This window comes from Candidatus Dependentiae bacterium (genome assembly GCA_026389065.1).
GTDB lineage: Bacteria > Babelota > Babeliae > Babelales > Chromulinivoraceae > JACPFN01.
On record JAPLIP010000053.1, the window covers coordinates 1 to 14,449 of the forward strand.

29 protein-coding genes are annotated in these 14,449 nt (G+C 35.8%); 2 read left to right on the forward strand and 27 right to left on the reverse strand.

Going from position 1 to position 14,449, the window contains the following annotated elements; translation table 11 throughout:
* Together NTU89_03625 and NTU89_03630 are read left to right on the forward strand one after the other, a co-directional pair.
* A partial coding sequence (locus tag NTU89_03625; GenBank protein ID MCX5923625.1) for a hypothetical protein occupies positions 1–447 on the forward strand: 447 nt, incomplete at its 5' end.
* 32 nt (positions 448–479) lie between these two features.
* Positions 480–1,064, forward strand: coding sequence for a hypothetical protein (locus tag NTU89_03630; GenBank protein MCX5923626.1), 585 nt, complete (start codon positions 480–482; stop codon positions 1,062–1,064).
* A 26-nt stretch (positions 1,065–1,090) separates the two neighbouring features.
* Here NTU89_03630 and NTU89_03635 read toward each other — a convergent pair whose 3' ends face one another.
* From NTU89_03635 to rplB, 27 genes are all read right to left on the reverse strand, one after another.
* A complete protein-coding gene (locus NTU89_03635; GenBank protein MCX5923627.1) occupies positions 1,091–1,336 on the reverse strand; it encodes a NifU family protein in 246 nt (81 codons plus the stop codon).
* Complete coding sequence (rplQ, locus tag NTU89_03640; protein MCX5923628.1) at positions 1,337–1,660, reverse strand: 50S ribosomal protein L17; 324 nt, start codon at positions 1,658–1,660, stop codon at positions 1,337–1,339.
* Positions 1,661–1,723: 63 nt separating this feature from the next.
* Positions 1,724–2,782, reverse strand: a complete 1,059-nt coding sequence (locus NTU89_03645) for a DNA-directed RNA polymerase subunit alpha (protein MCX5923629.1) — start codon at positions 2,780–2,782, stop codon at positions 1,724–1,726.
* A gap of 64 nt (positions 2,783–2,846) precedes the next feature.
* Complete coding sequence (rpsD, locus tag NTU89_03650; protein MCX5923630.1) at positions 2,847–3,449, reverse strand: 30S ribosomal protein S4; 603 nt, start codon at positions 3,447–3,449, stop codon at positions 2,847–2,849.
* 32 nt (positions 3,450–3,481) lie between these two features.
* Positions 3,482–3,865, reverse strand: coding sequence for a 30S ribosomal protein S11 (gene rpsK / locus NTU89_03655; GenBank protein ID MCX5923631.1), 384 nt, complete (start codon positions 3,863–3,865; stop codon positions 3,482–3,484).
* 26 nt (positions 3,866–3,891) lie between these two features.
* Positions 3,892–4,281, reverse strand: a complete 390-nt coding sequence (gene rpsM, locus NTU89_03660; GenBank protein ID MCX5923632.1) for a 30S ribosomal protein S13 — start codon at positions 4,279–4,281, stop codon at positions 3,892–3,894.
* 11 nt (positions 4,282–4,292) lie between these two features.
* Positions 4,293–4,409: a 50S ribosomal protein L36 gene (gene rpmJ, locus NTU89_03665; protein ID MCX5923633.1), complete on the reverse strand. Its 117-nt coding sequence runs from the start codon at positions 4,407–4,409 to the stop codon at positions 4,293–4,295.
* A gap of 35 nt (positions 4,410–4,444) precedes the next feature.
* Positions 4,445–4,666, reverse strand: coding sequence for a translation initiation factor IF-1 (gene infA / locus NTU89_03670; protein ID MCX5923634.1), 222 nt, complete (start codon positions 4,664–4,666; stop codon positions 4,445–4,447).
* Positions 4,667–4,690: 24 nt separating this feature from the next.
* Positions 4,691–5,446, reverse strand: a complete 756-nt coding sequence (gene map / locus NTU89_03675) for a type I methionyl aminopeptidase (GenBank protein MCX5923635.1) — start codon at positions 5,444–5,446, stop codon at positions 4,691–4,693.
* Position 5,447: 1 nt separating this feature from the next.
* Positions 5,448–6,128, reverse strand: a complete 681-nt coding sequence (locus NTU89_03680; protein MCX5923636.1) for a nucleoside monophosphate kinase — start codon at positions 6,126–6,128, stop codon at positions 5,448–5,450.
* Positions 6,125–7,435 (reverse strand): preprotein translocase subunit SecY, encoded by a 1,311-nt coding sequence (secY, locus tag NTU89_03685; GenBank protein MCX5923637.1) that lies wholly within the window; start codon positions 7,433–7,435, stop codon positions 6,125–6,127. The genes NTU89_03680 and secY overlap by 4 nt, the downstream gene beginning before the upstream one ends.
* A 13-nt stretch (positions 7,436–7,448) precedes the next feature.
* A complete protein-coding gene (gene rplO / locus NTU89_03690) occupies positions 7,449–7,880 on the reverse strand; it encodes a 50S ribosomal protein L15 (protein ID MCX5923638.1) in 432 nt (143 codons plus the stop codon).
* Complete coding sequence (gene rpsE, locus NTU89_03695) at positions 7,867–8,388, reverse strand: 30S ribosomal protein S5 (GenBank protein ID MCX5923639.1); 522 nt, start codon at positions 8,386–8,388, stop codon at positions 7,867–7,869. The genes rplO and rpsE overlap by 14 nt, the downstream gene beginning before the upstream one ends.
* A 23-nt stretch (positions 8,389–8,411) precedes the next feature.
* Positions 8,412–8,777 carry a 50S ribosomal protein L18 gene (gene rplR / locus NTU89_03700; protein MCX5923640.1) on the reverse strand — a complete coding sequence of 122 codons (366 nt, stop codon included), beginning with the start codon at positions 8,775–8,777 and terminating at the stop codon, positions 8,412–8,414.
* A gap of 36 nt (positions 8,778–8,813) precedes the next feature.
* Entirely contained in the window at positions 8,814–9,347 is a 534-nt protein-coding gene (gene rplF / locus NTU89_03705) for a 50S ribosomal protein L6 (protein ID MCX5923641.1), read from the reverse strand.
* 15 nt (positions 9,348–9,362) lie between these two features.
* The gene (gene rpsH, locus NTU89_03710; protein ID MCX5923642.1) at positions 9,363–9,755 is read right to left on the reverse strand and encodes a 30S ribosomal protein S8; all 393 of its coding nucleotides are present in this window, start codon (positions 9,753–9,755) and stop codon (positions 9,363–9,365) included.
* Between the two features lie 24 nt (positions 9,756–9,779).
* Complete coding sequence (gene rpsN, locus NTU89_03715; protein MCX5923643.1) at positions 9,780–10,085, reverse strand: 30S ribosomal protein S14; 306 nt, start codon at positions 10,083–10,085, stop codon at positions 9,780–9,782.
* A gap of 7 nt (positions 10,086–10,092) precedes the next feature.
* Positions 10,093–10,653 carry a 50S ribosomal protein L5 gene (gene rplE, locus NTU89_03720; protein MCX5923644.1) on the reverse strand — a complete coding sequence of 187 codons (561 nt, stop codon included), beginning with the start codon at positions 10,651–10,653 and terminating at the stop codon, positions 10,093–10,095.
* Positions 10,654–10,690: 37 nt separating this feature from the next.
* On the reverse strand, positions 10,691–10,960 hold the full coding sequence (gene rplX / locus NTU89_03725; GenBank protein MCX5923645.1) for a 50S ribosomal protein L24: 270 nt from the start codon (positions 10,958–10,960) through the stop codon (positions 10,691–10,693).
* Between the two features lie 9 nt (positions 10,961–10,969).
* Positions 10,970–11,335, reverse strand: coding sequence for a 50S ribosomal protein L14 (gene rplN / locus NTU89_03730; GenBank protein ID MCX5923646.1), 366 nt, complete (start codon positions 11,333–11,335; stop codon positions 10,970–10,972).
* Between the two features lie 9 nt (positions 11,336–11,344).
* Positions 11,345–11,590: a 30S ribosomal protein S17 gene (rpsQ, locus tag NTU89_03735; GenBank protein ID MCX5923647.1), complete on the reverse strand. Its 246-nt coding sequence runs from the start codon at positions 11,588–11,590 to the stop codon at positions 11,345–11,347.
* Positions 11,580–11,786 (reverse strand): 50S ribosomal protein L29, encoded by a 207-nt coding sequence (gene rpmC / locus NTU89_03740; protein ID MCX5923648.1) that lies wholly within the window; start codon positions 11,784–11,786, stop codon positions 11,580–11,582. Before rpmC ends, rpsQ begins: the two co-directional genes overlap by 11 nt.
* A 3-nt stretch (positions 11,787–11,789) precedes the next feature.
* Positions 11,790–12,200: a 50S ribosomal protein L16 gene (rplP, locus tag NTU89_03745; protein MCX5923649.1), complete on the reverse strand. Its 411-nt coding sequence runs from the start codon at positions 12,198–12,200 to the stop codon at positions 11,790–11,792.
* Between the two features lie 17 nt (positions 12,201–12,217).
* Positions 12,218–12,862, reverse strand: coding sequence for a 30S ribosomal protein S3 (gene rpsC / locus NTU89_03750; GenBank protein MCX5923650.1), 645 nt, complete (start codon positions 12,860–12,862; stop codon positions 12,218–12,220).
* Between the two features lie 25 nt (positions 12,863–12,887).
* Positions 12,888–13,238, reverse strand: a complete 351-nt coding sequence (rplV, locus tag NTU89_03755; protein MCX5923651.1) for a 50S ribosomal protein L22 — start codon at positions 13,236–13,238, stop codon at positions 12,888–12,890.
* Positions 13,239–13,306: 68 nt separating this feature from the next.
* Positions 13,307–13,594, reverse strand: a complete 288-nt coding sequence (rpsS, locus tag NTU89_03760; GenBank protein MCX5923652.1) for a 30S ribosomal protein S19 — start codon at positions 13,592–13,594, stop codon at positions 13,307–13,309.
* A gap of 31 nt (positions 13,595–13,625) precedes the next feature.
* A complete protein-coding gene (gene rplB, locus NTU89_03765; protein ID MCX5923653.1) occupies positions 13,626–14,441 on the reverse strand; it encodes a 50S ribosomal protein L2 in 816 nt (271 codons plus the stop codon).
* Positions 14,442–14,449: the final 8 nt, after the last annotated feature.

Below are 14,449 nucleotides of genomic sequence, written 5' to 3' on the forward strand. Positions count from 1 at the left end.
AAAATAAAAGGCGCCTTGAAAGATAAAAAAAGTAGTGGTGGCGGCGGTGGTGGAGGCGGTCCAAAAAAAGACCCTAAGAAAGATCCCAAGAAAGACAAAAATATACAATTATTGTGTCCACATGGAATATATGAAAATAATCCAAAACATCATCAAAACTCTAAAGGCAATATTGGCAAGCCACCTCGCGATGGACAAAAAGCACTTAATGAATCAATAAGAGTGCCAAACAAAAATTACAGAGTTGGCATTGAAAATGGCAAGTTTGTGAGGTTTAATGAACATTGTCCAAATAAATATCATGGATATATCATAGAAAAATTCCAAGATTTAGATCGGGCCGCTAAAAACGCTTTATACAATGCTGGATTCATTCGAGACACCACAAAAGGAAAAACCAAGCAAAAACATATGACCAACTATGCAATGATTGCTGTAATTAATTAAGAAAAGAGAGTCGTCAAAGTAAAAATAAAATAATGGATATAACAAAGTTCATAATCTCTGATACTAAGTATTTAAAAATAAATCCTGAGCCTATCGGCAAAGATGATTGCGAGGTTTGTGCTCATTGCGACATCGATTATGTAAATGAAGAAAAAAATATAATCATACGATTTGGATATGAAGAAATATCTAGCTTTTGCTATTTTATTATAAAATCTGGATATATTCAAAAATTAATCAAAGGAAAAATTATGCTAGAAAGCAGCATTAAACAAGACTTAGGACTTGAAATTAATCAATTTTCTAAAGGGTTACAAAAATCAAACAATCATTTCAAATATCATTGCTGGAGTAATGATCATAAACAAACTAGACCATACTTTAATAGCTGGATGTACAATGATAAAAATGGAAACATAGTCTTTGAAATCACTCCTTTTTATCCTTGGCATGGTGAAACAAAAAAATCTAATCCAGATTTTATAACATATAAAAAGTTTATGAAAGATTATAAACCAACCGTCAAAACAATAATCCCAAGAGAAAATTTAATAAAATGGATTGATCAAGCCAAGGAGTTAAAAAGGAAGTTTATCGATGTGCACAAAACAAAATAAAGAAACTTTGCAATTCTAAATACTTCCTATTCTACAGCTTCTACTCGTAAAATAGTTGGTATTTTTTCTTTAAGCTGTTTTTCTATGCCATATGTAAGTGTATAAAAAGAAAGGGGACATTGTACACATGTCCCATAAAATTTGATAAAAAGGATAGAATCTTTAAATTCTACCAACTCAACGCGCCCGCCGTGCGATTCTATATAAGGCTGTATTTCATCGAGCGCTTGTTGAATTTGTACTATAATTTCAAAGTTAGTTTGCTCGAGCATTTAAACCCATTGCAAACGTGCCATATTCGCTGAATCACTTGGACGACGTCCAAGGCGTAGAATACGGGTGTAACCGCCTGGGCGAGTTACATACTGTGGCGCAAGTTCTTTAAATAATTTTTCAAGAGCTACTTCGCTGTATGGTAAAATTTGTTTTGCACGACGACGCGCATTAAAATCATTACCTTTTGCTGCCAAAGTGACCATTTTTTCAGCCAAACGACGTATTTCTTTTGCACCTTCAAGAGATACTGTTATGTGACCATAATTAATTAAATTAATTACTTGGTTTCTCAAATAAGCCTTCCGATAGGAAGACTTCATGTTCAATTTCTTTTTGCTACTTAAATGTCTCATGGGACCTTTTCCTTACCAAAACAAAGATGATTATTTATTTCCAGTTTTTCGCTTTAATGCTTTTAAAGCAACTTCTTCTTTAATTTCCATACCAAAACGTAGACCCAAAGATCTTAAAACGTCTTTTACTTCATCTAAAGATTTTCTTCCGAAATTTTTAATCCGTAAACTTTCATCTTCAGAAACGTTTACCAAATCAAGAACACGAGCGATATTTGCATTTGCTAAGCAATTATGAGCTCGAGCTGATAATTCCAATTCATCAATAGATTTAAACAAAGCTTCAACAGGAATATCTTTAAATCCATTATCTTCAACTTCTTCACTTTGATATGAAGATTCTTCTTCATTAGATGAAGAAATATCATTAAATGGAATTTCTGTATCAACTAAGAAATTTTCAAGCTGTGTTCTTAAAACCGATACTGCATAATTTAATACATCAACCGGATTTTCTGCACCATTTGTTGTTATTTCAAGAGTTAATTTATCATAATCAATCTCTTTTCCAACACGTGTTTTTTCAACAAACAACGCAACGTTGCGAACAGGAGAAAACATTGCATCAAGGTACATACGACCATGCTCTGCAAGTGCTGTACCAATAGGCCATTGAGCCAATTGATAACCGCGACCAGACTCAACAAAGAATTCAATATCAAGTTGTCCATCTTTTGCAAGAGTAGCAATAACAAGATCTTTATTTACCAGTTCAAGGTGTTCATCACAGACAATATCTGCAACCGTAGCTACATTTTTTTCTTTGCCTGAAATAACCAATTTCATTGATCCTGGTTTGTTTTCTTTGTTCTTGATAACAATTTGTTTAATGTTTAAAACAATTTGCATGATATCTTCAACAATGCCAGGCAATGATGAAAATTCATTATTAACACCTTTAATAATAACTGAGGTTACAGCTGAGCCTTCAATTGCCCCTAGCAATGAACGGCGTAGTGCATTACCTAAAGTAATACCAAAACCTGATTCCAATGGCTGAGCAGTTAACTTCCCAAAAGTTTGGGTCATAGACTTCTTTTCCCAACCCAATGTAGGCATAGTAAGTGGCTTATACGTTGATTTCGACATATTATTCCCTAATCAAAACTGACATATACAAACTCGGTTTCTCATTCAACTAGCTTTCTCTTTTTTATTTTGAATACAACGCAACAATCAAATGTTCTTCGACAGGGAATTGTATATCATTTCTAGTTGGATAACGAAGAACGTTTCCTGTTCTGCTTTGCTTAACAAGCTCTAGCCACTCAGGAACTTTAATTGCAATATTCATACGTTTATCAACAACTGTTGCTAGGAATTCTGTTTTGCTTGCAACAGATGAATGCAACCCAACAACATCGCCAATTGATACTATGTATGATGGTTTAGTGACTCTAACGCCATTTACTAAAACATGTCCATGAACAATCATTTGACGAGCTTGGCTGCAAGAAATTGCCATTTTTAATCTGTAAACAACACTATCCAAACGACGCTCTAATAAGATTAAAAGGTTTTCTCCAGGAACACCTTCCATATCAGTAGCTTCTTTAAAGAAACGCTTAAATTGCTTTTCGCGCATCCCGTACATTTGTTTTACTTTTTGTTTTTCTTGAAGCTGGCGACCATATTCTGAAACTCTTTTAAAGCTTTTTTTAGAATTTTGTTCGCCTTGTCCAGAATCAGAAGACTTTGGATCTCTTGATTTTGAGCTTGAATTTGAATTTGATTTTGTATTTGGTTTATTTACCATATCATTCTAACCTGTTCTTGAATTTTAATCTTTTATACACGACGTTTTTTAGGAGGACGAGTTCCATTGTGAGGCAATGGAGTTACGTCTCGCAAAGTCGAAACGTGTAATCCAGAACTTTGGAAAGCTCGCACAACTGAATCACGACCAGCTCCAGGTCCTTGCAAGTTAATTTCTACGGTTTTAATACCCATACCCTGCATGTCTTTTGAAAGAGCATTTGCTATTTGAGAAGCTGCAAAAGGTGTACCTTTACGAGATCCCTTAAACCCTAATTTTCCAGCACTGCTTGACAAAACCACATCGCCTTCAAGCGTAGTAATTGTTACCATTGTGTTGTTAAATGAAGACTTAACATGGGCTACTGCCGCAGACAATTGTCGCTTCGTTTTTTTTACTTTTTTGTTAAACGCCATAATTTATCTTACCTAATCAACAGATCTTATTTTTTTGCTATTTTTTTCTTCATTGCGACTGCAGATCCTGCTCTACGTGGACCTTTTCTTGTTCGTGCGTTTGTTTTTGTACGCTGACCACGAGAAGGAAGACCTTTTTTATGTCTTAATCCACGATACGAACCAATTTCTTGAAGTCTTTTGATACTCATAAGAACTTCTTTGCGCAAATCACCTTCTGTTGTGTATTCGTCAGTAACTTTTTTTTGAATCGCAAAGACTTCTTGATCAGAAAGATCTTTTACACGTGTATTATAATCAATACTAAGGGCTGTTAAAATATCTTGTGATGATTTTAAACCTATGCCGTACACATAAGTAAGCCCATACTCTACTCTTTTTCGAGGAGGTAAATTAACTCCAGAAATTCTTGCCATATATATGACCCTTATCCTTGACGTTGTTTATGCTTCGGGTTTTTTTTACAAATTATTCTTACCACGCGTTCTCGTCGAATAATTCGACAATCGCCACACATTACTTTTACAGATGTTCTTACTTTCATTATAACAGCTTTCTTTCAAAAAAAAATTAATTTAACTATTTATTTCTTCGTACAATTCTTCCACGAGTCAAATCGTAAGGAGAAAGCTCCAAAACAACCTTATCTCCAGGCAATATTCGAATGAAATTCATTCGCATTTTACCTGACACATGTCCTAATATCATGTGCCCTCCCTCTACTTCAATCTTAAACATCGCATTGGGCAATGTTTCTTTTACAATCCCATCAATCCGGACAACATCATCTTTTTGTTTCATACAAACCTTATATCCTTGTACCGCTTATTGTATTAGCCTTGTTAGAATTTCAGGACCATTTTCCCCGACAAGCACAGTATCTTCTACATGTACAGCCAAAGATTTATCCTTTGTTCTAACAGTCCAGCCATCTCGATCAACATACACTTCATATGAACCTTGAGTAATCATAGGCTCAATTGCAAATGTCATTCCAACTTGCAATCTCATCCCAGTTCCTGCAGTTCCAAAATTAGGCACATCAGGCTCTTCATGCATGTGTCTGCCAATTCCATGACCTGCAAAATCTCGCACAACTCCATATTTATAACGCTCAACATGCTCTTGAACAGCTGCAGAAATATCATACAACCTTTTACCCGGAGCAGCCTGAGCTATTCCTTTATCTAAAGCTTGCTGAGCAATCAATATCAAATGATTTTCATGCTCGTTTTGCTCAAATCCAACCACATAAGATCTAGCCATATCCGCACAATAAAGTTGCCAAGCAGCACAAACATCAACTTTTACAAGATCACCTTTTTGTAAAATAACTTTTTCGCTTGGTATCCCATGCACTACCACATCATTTACAGAAATACAGCTCACATGCCTGTATCCCTTATAACCTTTTGATTGAGAAACAAGCTGCCGCTTTTGTAATTCTTCCTCAATCCAAGCATCAATAAATGCTGTAGATACGCCTTCACGTACGATTGGACTAATTTTTTCAAAGATATCGGCGAGTAATTTACCCGCAGTCCTCATCTTTTCTAGGGCTTGTTTACTTTTAATAATCATATTATTGGCGCACTATCTTTTTAAAATCTTCAAAAACATTTTGTACCGATTGATTACCATTAAGCATTTCAATCTTCATGCCTTTATCAATATAAAAATCAAGAACATCTTGCTCATGTTGATAATACGCCTGTAGTCGTAATTTCAATGATTCTAATGTATCATCTGATCTTTTAACCAGTAATGATTCACATTTATCACATTTCATTTCAACTCTTGGTCTAGATTTTGAAATTGACGACGTAGAGTAAATCTGTCCACATTCTTTATTTGAACATAGCACTCGATTTACAATACGATCAGTCAAAAGCTCTGAATCTATATTCAACTTAACTAAAATCAATTCAAATTCTGGCAAATACTTATGCATCAAAGCATCTAAAATATCAGCCTGCTTTTTTGTTCGAGGATAACCATCAAGAATAATATCTTGCGATAATTCTTTTTGCATAATCATCCACTGTGCCAACATATCAGCAACAACTTCATCAGAAACAAACAAACCATGCTCAGTTGCGAACTTAATTTGTTTTCCGATCTCAGAACCTTGCGCAATATGTTCCCTGCATAAATCTCCAGTTGAAACATGCTTCCATCCAAAATGCTCTACACACATAGAGGAAAGCGATCCTTTGCCAGAACCAGGAGGACCAAAAAACAAAAATATTTTGTTTTTGCTCAACGAACACCCCCACGTTTCATTCTGCCCCCTGACAAAAATCCTTCGTAGCGACGTTCAATCAAATATGATTCGACCTGGCTTGAAAATTCTAATGCGACACCAACAACAATCAACATTGATGTTCCAGACTCGTAGAATGGAATACCAAATAGTTTTTGTAAGATCGCTGGAAATACTGCAAGCAATCCTAAATAAATTGCTCCAACGAGTCCGATTCTATTCAATAAATATTCAAAATATTGTACTGTTTGCTTACCAGGACGCATCCCAGGAACAAACCCGCCATTTTTTCGAATATTTTCAGCCAACTCAACTGGATTAATAGCAAGGGCTGAATATAAAAATGAAAACAAAATAATCAATAAAAATTCCGAAACTAAAAACAGCGGTCCGCTATTAAAAGCTTGAACTACCGTGTTTACTATCGGAAAATATGGTGCAAGCATACCAGCTAAAAACAATGGGAATTTCAAAACAGCTCCAGCAAAAATAACAGGCATAATTCCAGCGCTATTAATTTTGAATGGAATATAACTACTTTGACCGCTATAAACGCGATTTCCAACTATTCTGCGTGCATACTGCACAGGAACCTTACGCTCACCTTTTTCTAAGAAAATGATAGAAGCGGTAATAAATAAAAAGACTACAAGAACCATTAAAGCAAGAATAATATTTACACTTCCTTCTTGCACCTCATGAACCAATCTAAGTATCATATTTGGATAATGAGATACGATCCCAGCAAAAATAAGCATTGAGCTTCCGTTACCAATTCCATGTAATGAAATTTGATCACCTAGCCACATAGCTATCATTGCTCCTGCAGTCAATGTCATTACAAAAAGAATTCGAAATGACCATCCTGGAACAAGTACCAATCCTTGATGTTCTAGCAATGTAGCAAAGCCAACGCTTTGCAACACAGCAAGTCCAAGAGCCAAATATCGAGTGTATTGATTGATAATTTTACGACCATACTCACCATCTTTAAGCAATTGCTCTAATGATGGAACAGTCATTCCTAATATTTGCATCATGATCGAAGCACTAATGTAGGGCCCGATGCCCAATGCAAACACTGTACAAGCCTGTAACGACCCACCAGAAAAAATATCAAAATAACTTAATAATCCACCAATTCCTGATTTTTGCCCCATATATTCAGCAAGCTTTTGAACGTTAACTCCAATTACAGGTATATAAGCACCCAAACGGAAAACAATCAAAACTCCTAATGTAAAAGCTATCTTCTTGCGAAGTTCAGAAATTAGAAAAATATTTCGAAAACTTTTTAATAAAACCACGTCTTTACTACTCCTAAACGAGTTTGACAGCACCGCCTACGCGCTCTACAGCTTCTTTAGCAGACTTACTACATGCGTCAACTTCAACAGTTATATTTTTTTCTAAAACACCTGTTGCTAAGATTTTTACCAACAGTCCTTTTTTAACACATCCAGCCTCAAGCAACATTAATTTAGTTACCGTTTGTCCATCTTCAAAAAGATTATTAAGTTGACCAAGGGTTACTAATTCAAATTCTTGCTTAAACATGTGGTTGCTAAATCCTCGTTTTGGCAAACGACGAGATAAAGGCATTTGACCACCCTCAAAGCGAGCAGAAACACTACCGCCTGAACGAGCCTTTTGACCCTTATGCCCTTTTCCTGAAGTTCCACCACGACAACCGCCGCGACCAACACGTTTTCTTTTTTCTGTTAATTTTACTAAATTATTAAGCTGCAACATCTTGTTTTCCTGTTATTTCCTGTATTGTTTTGCCTCTTAATCTAGCAATATGCTTTACAGATCGAAGCTTTGACAATGCGTTTAATGTTGCTTTCACAACGTTAATGTTATTTGACGAGCCAATAGCTTTTGTCAAAATATCTTTAATTCCAAGAGCTTCCATTACTGCACGAACCGCTCCACCAGCAATAATTCCAGTCCCTTTAGAGGCTGATCGAATAACTACTTTACATGCTCCATGATATCCTTCGACATTGTATGGAACAGTTGTGTTACGCATAGGAATTGTAATGCGTTGTTTGTGTGCTCTTACTGTTGCTTTAGCAATAGCAGCAGACACATCTTTACCCTTACCAAGTGCGATTCCAACGTTACCGTTTTGATCACCTGATACAACAAATGCTGAGAATGCAAAACGCTTACCACCTTTAGTAACTTTGGTAACACGTCGTACGCTCACTGCTTTGTCAAACGAGCTCGTTTCTTCCTGGATCTGTTTTTTACTCATAATTTAATACCAACGTTTAAATGTTATATTTTTAATCCGCCTTCTCTCAGGCCATCAGCCAAAGATTGAACGCGACCGTGATACAAATAGCTTCCTCTGTCAAAACATGCAACATCAACATTTGCTTGTAATGCTTTGCGAGCAAGATCTATTCCTACAGCTTTTGCTATAGCTTTTTTATCAAGTTTTTCTGTTTTAGATTTCAAATCTAATGCTTTCGATGATGACGCAACAATAGTTATTTGCTGGCTATCATCAATCAACTGTGCATAAATATGATTAAGACTTCTAAAAACAGAGACTCTTGGTCGTCCTGATTTTGCGATTAAAGCCGTTCGAACACGAGTTGCTCTACGTTGGCGTTTTTTTTGTAATTTCTTAATATTCACCTAAGTGCCCTTTGCAATTTATCTAATTACTTTTTGTTAATTTTTTCCGGTTTTTCTATGAATTACTTCATTTTGCAAACGAACACCAGTTCCTTTGTAGGGCTCAGGTCTTCTTAAAGCACAAATACGCTGAGCAACATCACCAACCAAAAACTTACTCGTTGAACGAAGATTTATTTTTTGGCCAGTTTTGTCAATAACAACCGCAATGTTTTCAGGCAACTTAAAATCAATTTTATGGCTGTAGCCTAAAGAAAATGTAATCATATCTCCTTTAAGTTCACCTTTATAACCTAAGCCAACAATCACAACATCTTCAGAAAATTCATTAACAGAACCCATCAATTCATTTGATAGTAAAGCTCTGTGAAGACCCCAAAAATTGTTGCTTTTTTTGTCTAAAGCATTTGCAAGCTCTATTTTAATGAAGCCATTTTCATGCTTCACACGCAAGCAATCTGGTAACACATATGTACCTGATTTTTTTGCTCCTTGATAAGAAACAACTTGGCCATCTATTGTTACAGCAATATCTTGAGTGCTGATAGGTTTTCTACCAATTTTAGACATACACAGTTCCTTTTCTTACCAAATCGTACAAATTAACTCGCCGCCAACACGATGTTTTCTAGCGACTCTATCAGTCATGACACCTTTACTTGTAGTTAGGATGCTAACACCCAAACCACTAATTACAGGCTTAACGCTATCGACACCAGTATAAACACGACGACTTGGTTTGCTAATACGCGTGATTTCATGAATCACTGATTCACCATCAACATATTTTAAGACTATTTTAATAGTTTTTTGCGCATCTTGTTCTTCTAACAAAACATCAACAACAAAACCTTCTTCTTTTAAGATTTGAGCAATCTCATAACGAAGTCTTGAATAACCAATCTCTACAGAAGATTTTGATCTTACAATGCCATTTCGAACTATCGTTAAAAAATCTGCTATTACATCTTTTGACACATTAATCCCTTATAGTAACCAAATTTACCAACTTGCTTTTTTAACACCAGGCAAAAGCCCTGCTGACGCAAGCTCTCTAAAAACAATTCGAGAAACACCAAAAAAGCCAATATATCCGCGAGGACGGCCTGTTTGTGAACAACGTTTCTTTAAACGAGCTGAGCTTGAATTTCTTGGAAGGTCTGTTAGAGCTGCTTGAGCAGCCAAACGATCTTCAAGAGAAACTTTTGTATTGCTCACAATCTTTTTTAATTCGTTTCTTTTTTCTCTGAACTTTTTAACGAGACGGTCTCGTTTTTTATCGCGTTCTACGACAGAAGTTTTTGACATATCTTACCTATTTACCTTCTTGCACAAAAGGCATACCAAAGCTCTTTAATAAAGCGTATGCATGCTTTTTATCTTTTGTACTAGTTTCGATTGAAATATTTAGACCAAATACTTTACTTGCAGTATCATAATCAACTTCAGGAAAGATAACCCATTCTTTTATCCCTAGATTGTAATTTCCAGAGTTGTCAAAGTTTGTAGTCACACCCCTAAAATCACGTACCATCGGTAAAGACAAATTGATTAATTTATCTAAAAATTCGTACATACGCTGTCTTCTTAAAGTTACCATAACTCCAAGAGGCATGCCTTCTCGAATTTTGAAACCTGCGATAGATTTTTTTGCAATTGTTTTTACTGCAGCTTGACCAGCAATCATCGTCAAAACTTTTTGAACAGTTTGCAAAATTTTGCTATCCGCAACAGCTTCTTTAACACCTATGTTCAAAACGATTTTTGAAATCTTAGGAGTTTGCATTACATTTTCCAAACCCAACTCTTTTTGCAAAGCAAGAGCAAGCTTTTCTTTGTACAAGACTTCTAATCGAGCTTTTTTGAGACTTTTCACTTTTTAAATTCCTTTTGCTGGCCTTGCAAGTATTCTGCTAAACCCGTTTAATTTTACTAACACGTACTGGTTTTCCTGTCATTGCATCAACGGGCATAACATTAGATGCATGAATAAAAGCTTCACGTTTTTGTATTCCAGCAACTTCGCCTTGTCGACGAGCTTTTACATGCTTAGTAACAACGTTTACGCCTTCAACTTTAATTCTACCAAACTTTTTACAAAGTTCTAGAATTTCGCCGACTTTTCCTTTATCTTTGCCAGAAATAACCTGAACTTTGTCGTTTTTTTTCAATATATTTTTCATATTTATTACCTACAAAACTTCTGGAGCTGAAGAAACAATCTTCGATTGACCAGTTGCGCGAATTTCTCTAGCGACTGGACCAAAGATTCTCGTTCCTAACATTTTACCATCTTTTAAAATAACCCCAGCGTTTTCACTAAAACGAATGTAGGTGCCATCAGTACGACGCAACTCTTTTTTTGTTCTAACAATCATGACATCAACGATATCACCTTTTTTGACCATGCCCTGAGGTATTGCTACTTTTACAGAACATTTCACGATATCACCAATGTATGCATATCTTTTGCGAGTGCCACCAACAAGATGGAAACATTTTAATAATTTCGCACCAGAGTTATCAGCAACCATTAAAAAGGATTCTTTTTGTATCATGAATTTACCTTAACTAATAACACGGTGAAGATACATATATTTTGTTTTTGACTTAGGAGCACCTTCAAAAAACTCTACTCTATCACCGATTTTTGCAGACTCTTCTGGATCATGCACTTTGTAATTCTTAACAGTTCTAACAATTTTTTGAAACTTCTCATGCTTAAAAGCTCTTTGATAAGAAACAACAATTGTTTTGTTCATTTTGTCAGATATTACAACGCCACTAAACATTTTTTTATTATTAGTTTCCATGTAATTCCTTTTGTCTTACTAAAGTTAACGCACAAGCTAAGCTTCTACGTAAACTTCTGATAAGAGCTGTGTTTTTTTCTGGTGTTGAGAACTTTTTCATTCTCAACAAAAACATCTCTTTGCGTATTTCTTCTGCACGAATTTTCAATGGCTCTAGCGCCAATTGCTTTAATTCATTTTTTATTTTTTTCTGCATAATTTAAACTTCCTTTCTCACAAACTTCGTTTTCATAGGAAGTTTATAAGAAGCCATTCTAAAGATTTCTTTTGCCGTTGCTTCATCTACATCGCCAAGTTCACAAATAACTCGTCCACGTTTTACTACAGCAACCCAAAACTCTGCGTTACCCTTACCCTTACCCATACGAGTTTCAATTGGTTTTTTACTGACTGGTTTATCAGGGAAAACTCTTAAAAAGAATTTACCAACTTTTTTGATTCTACGAGCAACCGTAACGCGAACAGATTCTATTTGCTGAGCTGTCAACCAAACTGGCTCAACTGCTTCTAGACCAAATTCTCCAAACTCTACAGTACGAGCTCCTTTAGAGATCCCGGTCATTCTTCCGCGGTGTGATTTTCTAAATTTTACTTTTTTTGGCATCAACATGGCTTATTCTTTCTGTTTTATTTTGTTTGGTATTCGCCAACACAGATCCAAACTTTTACCCCAATAACGCCCATCATTGTGTATGAACGAGCGTAACCATAACTAATATCAGCACGAAGCGTATGAAGAGGCACAGAACCAACTCTTGACCATTCAGCACGAGCAATTTCTGCTCCGTTCAAACGACCTTTACAGCAAATTTTAATCCCTCTAGCGCCAGCTCTCATTGCAGAAGTTGTAGCTTTTTTCATAAGCTTTTTAAAGTTAGCACGTTGTTCAAGTTGGCTAGCAATACTTTTTGCTACCAAAACAGCATCAAGCTCAGGGGTTCTTACTTCTTCTACAGAAATATCAACACCACTAACTTGAAGCATTTTTGCTAAATTTTTTCTTAAAATATCAACTTCTTGACCTTTTTTCCCAATAACAATACCAGGACGAGCAGAATGAATAATTACTTTGACGACTCCGCCAGTTTTTTTTATTTCAATTCGTGCTACTTCAGCCTTACTAAGATTTTTTTCTAAATATTTTCGAATTATTAAATCATCACGGAGTTCTTTTCCGTAAGATCCTTTTACCGAACTTCTTGGAAACCACTGAGCATCCCAGTCTCTATAGACTCCGACGCGAAATCCTATCGGATTAACCTTTTGACCCACAAAGTTTTCCTCTCTATCAATCTATTTATTTATTTTCAACTTCTATACGCTTCAACACAATAGTTATATGGCTCAGTCTTTTTCTCAAAACCATAGATCGACCCATAGCTGACGGCTTAAAATATTTATAAGCTGGTCCTTGGTCAACACGAATCTCTTCAATTTTCAAATCTTTTGGAGCAATATCTTCTTGCTTGTTACGCGCATTTGCAATAGCAGACTCAAGAAGTTTTGTTACAGGTAACGATTTTTTAAGTCCGTATACTTTTAACCAACCAAGTGCGTATTGCGCATTTTTGCCACGAATAACATCTACAATCGGTCGCAATTTATACGGTGATCGTTTGATATATTTTGCTGACGCTTTAAAATCCATGTCTTACCCATTTATTAATCATACTATTATTTTAACAAAATGCAGCAGCAACTCAAGAAAAACAACTATTACGATTTTGAAACCGCGCTTGTTTGACGTTGACCACTATGCATTTTAAATGTTCTCGTTGGAGCAAACTCACCTAAATGGTGCCCAACCATATTTTCACTTACCAATACTTCAATAAACTTTTTCCCATTGTGCACTGCAAATACCAGTCCAACAAACTCAGGTAAAATCATACTTCTTCTTGACCAAGTTTTTATAACTTCACGTCTTGAACTTTCTTTTACCTTTTCGACTTTTTTCATAACTGAAGGATCCACAAAAGGACCTTTTTTTGCCGATCTAGCCATAGCTCACTTCTTCCACGTATTTCTAAAGACCTTATTTGCGTCTTCTAATAATTAACACATCTTTTTTGCGACGAGTTCTTGTTCCCTTACAGCCTTTACCCCAAGGAGTAACAGGATGAGAACCAGATTTCGATCTACCTTCACCACCACCATGAGGGTGATCAACAGGGTTCATAGCCATACCACGAACAGAAGGACGGAATCCACGTTGACGAGTTCGTCCAGCTTTACCCCAAGAAATATTCTTGTAGTCAGCGTTTCCAAGAACTCCAACAGTAGCCCAGCAATCTAAATTTAGCATGCGAACTTCACCTGAAGGCATTTTTAATGTCGCAAAATTATCATCTTTTGCAATAATTTGAGCTGATGTTCCTGCGCTACGCGCAAGTTTTCCACCAGAACCAGGTCTCATTTCAATATTATGAATAAAGAAACCAGCTGGAATACGATTTATTGGTAAAAAATTACCAACTTTTGGCTCAACCGTTAATCCTGAAATAACAGAGCTACCTTCTTTTAAGGTCTCTGGTAACAAGATATACCGTTTATCACCATTTCTATAAAAAACTAATCCAAGATGAACGTTACGATTTGGATCATATTCAAGTGAATTAATGATTCCTTCTACATCGTGTACAGAACGTTTAAAATCAACGATTCTATATTTTCTATCTGCTCCACCACCTCTATGACGAACCGTAATTCGACCATAAGCATTTCGTCCACCCTTTTTACGCAATCCAACAGTAAGGCTTTTTAAAGGCTTTTCTTTTGAAAGATGTGACGTATCAATGAATGTTTGAAATCGTAAAGAAGCATTTCTTGGTTTTCTCGCAACAATTGCCATACAAAATC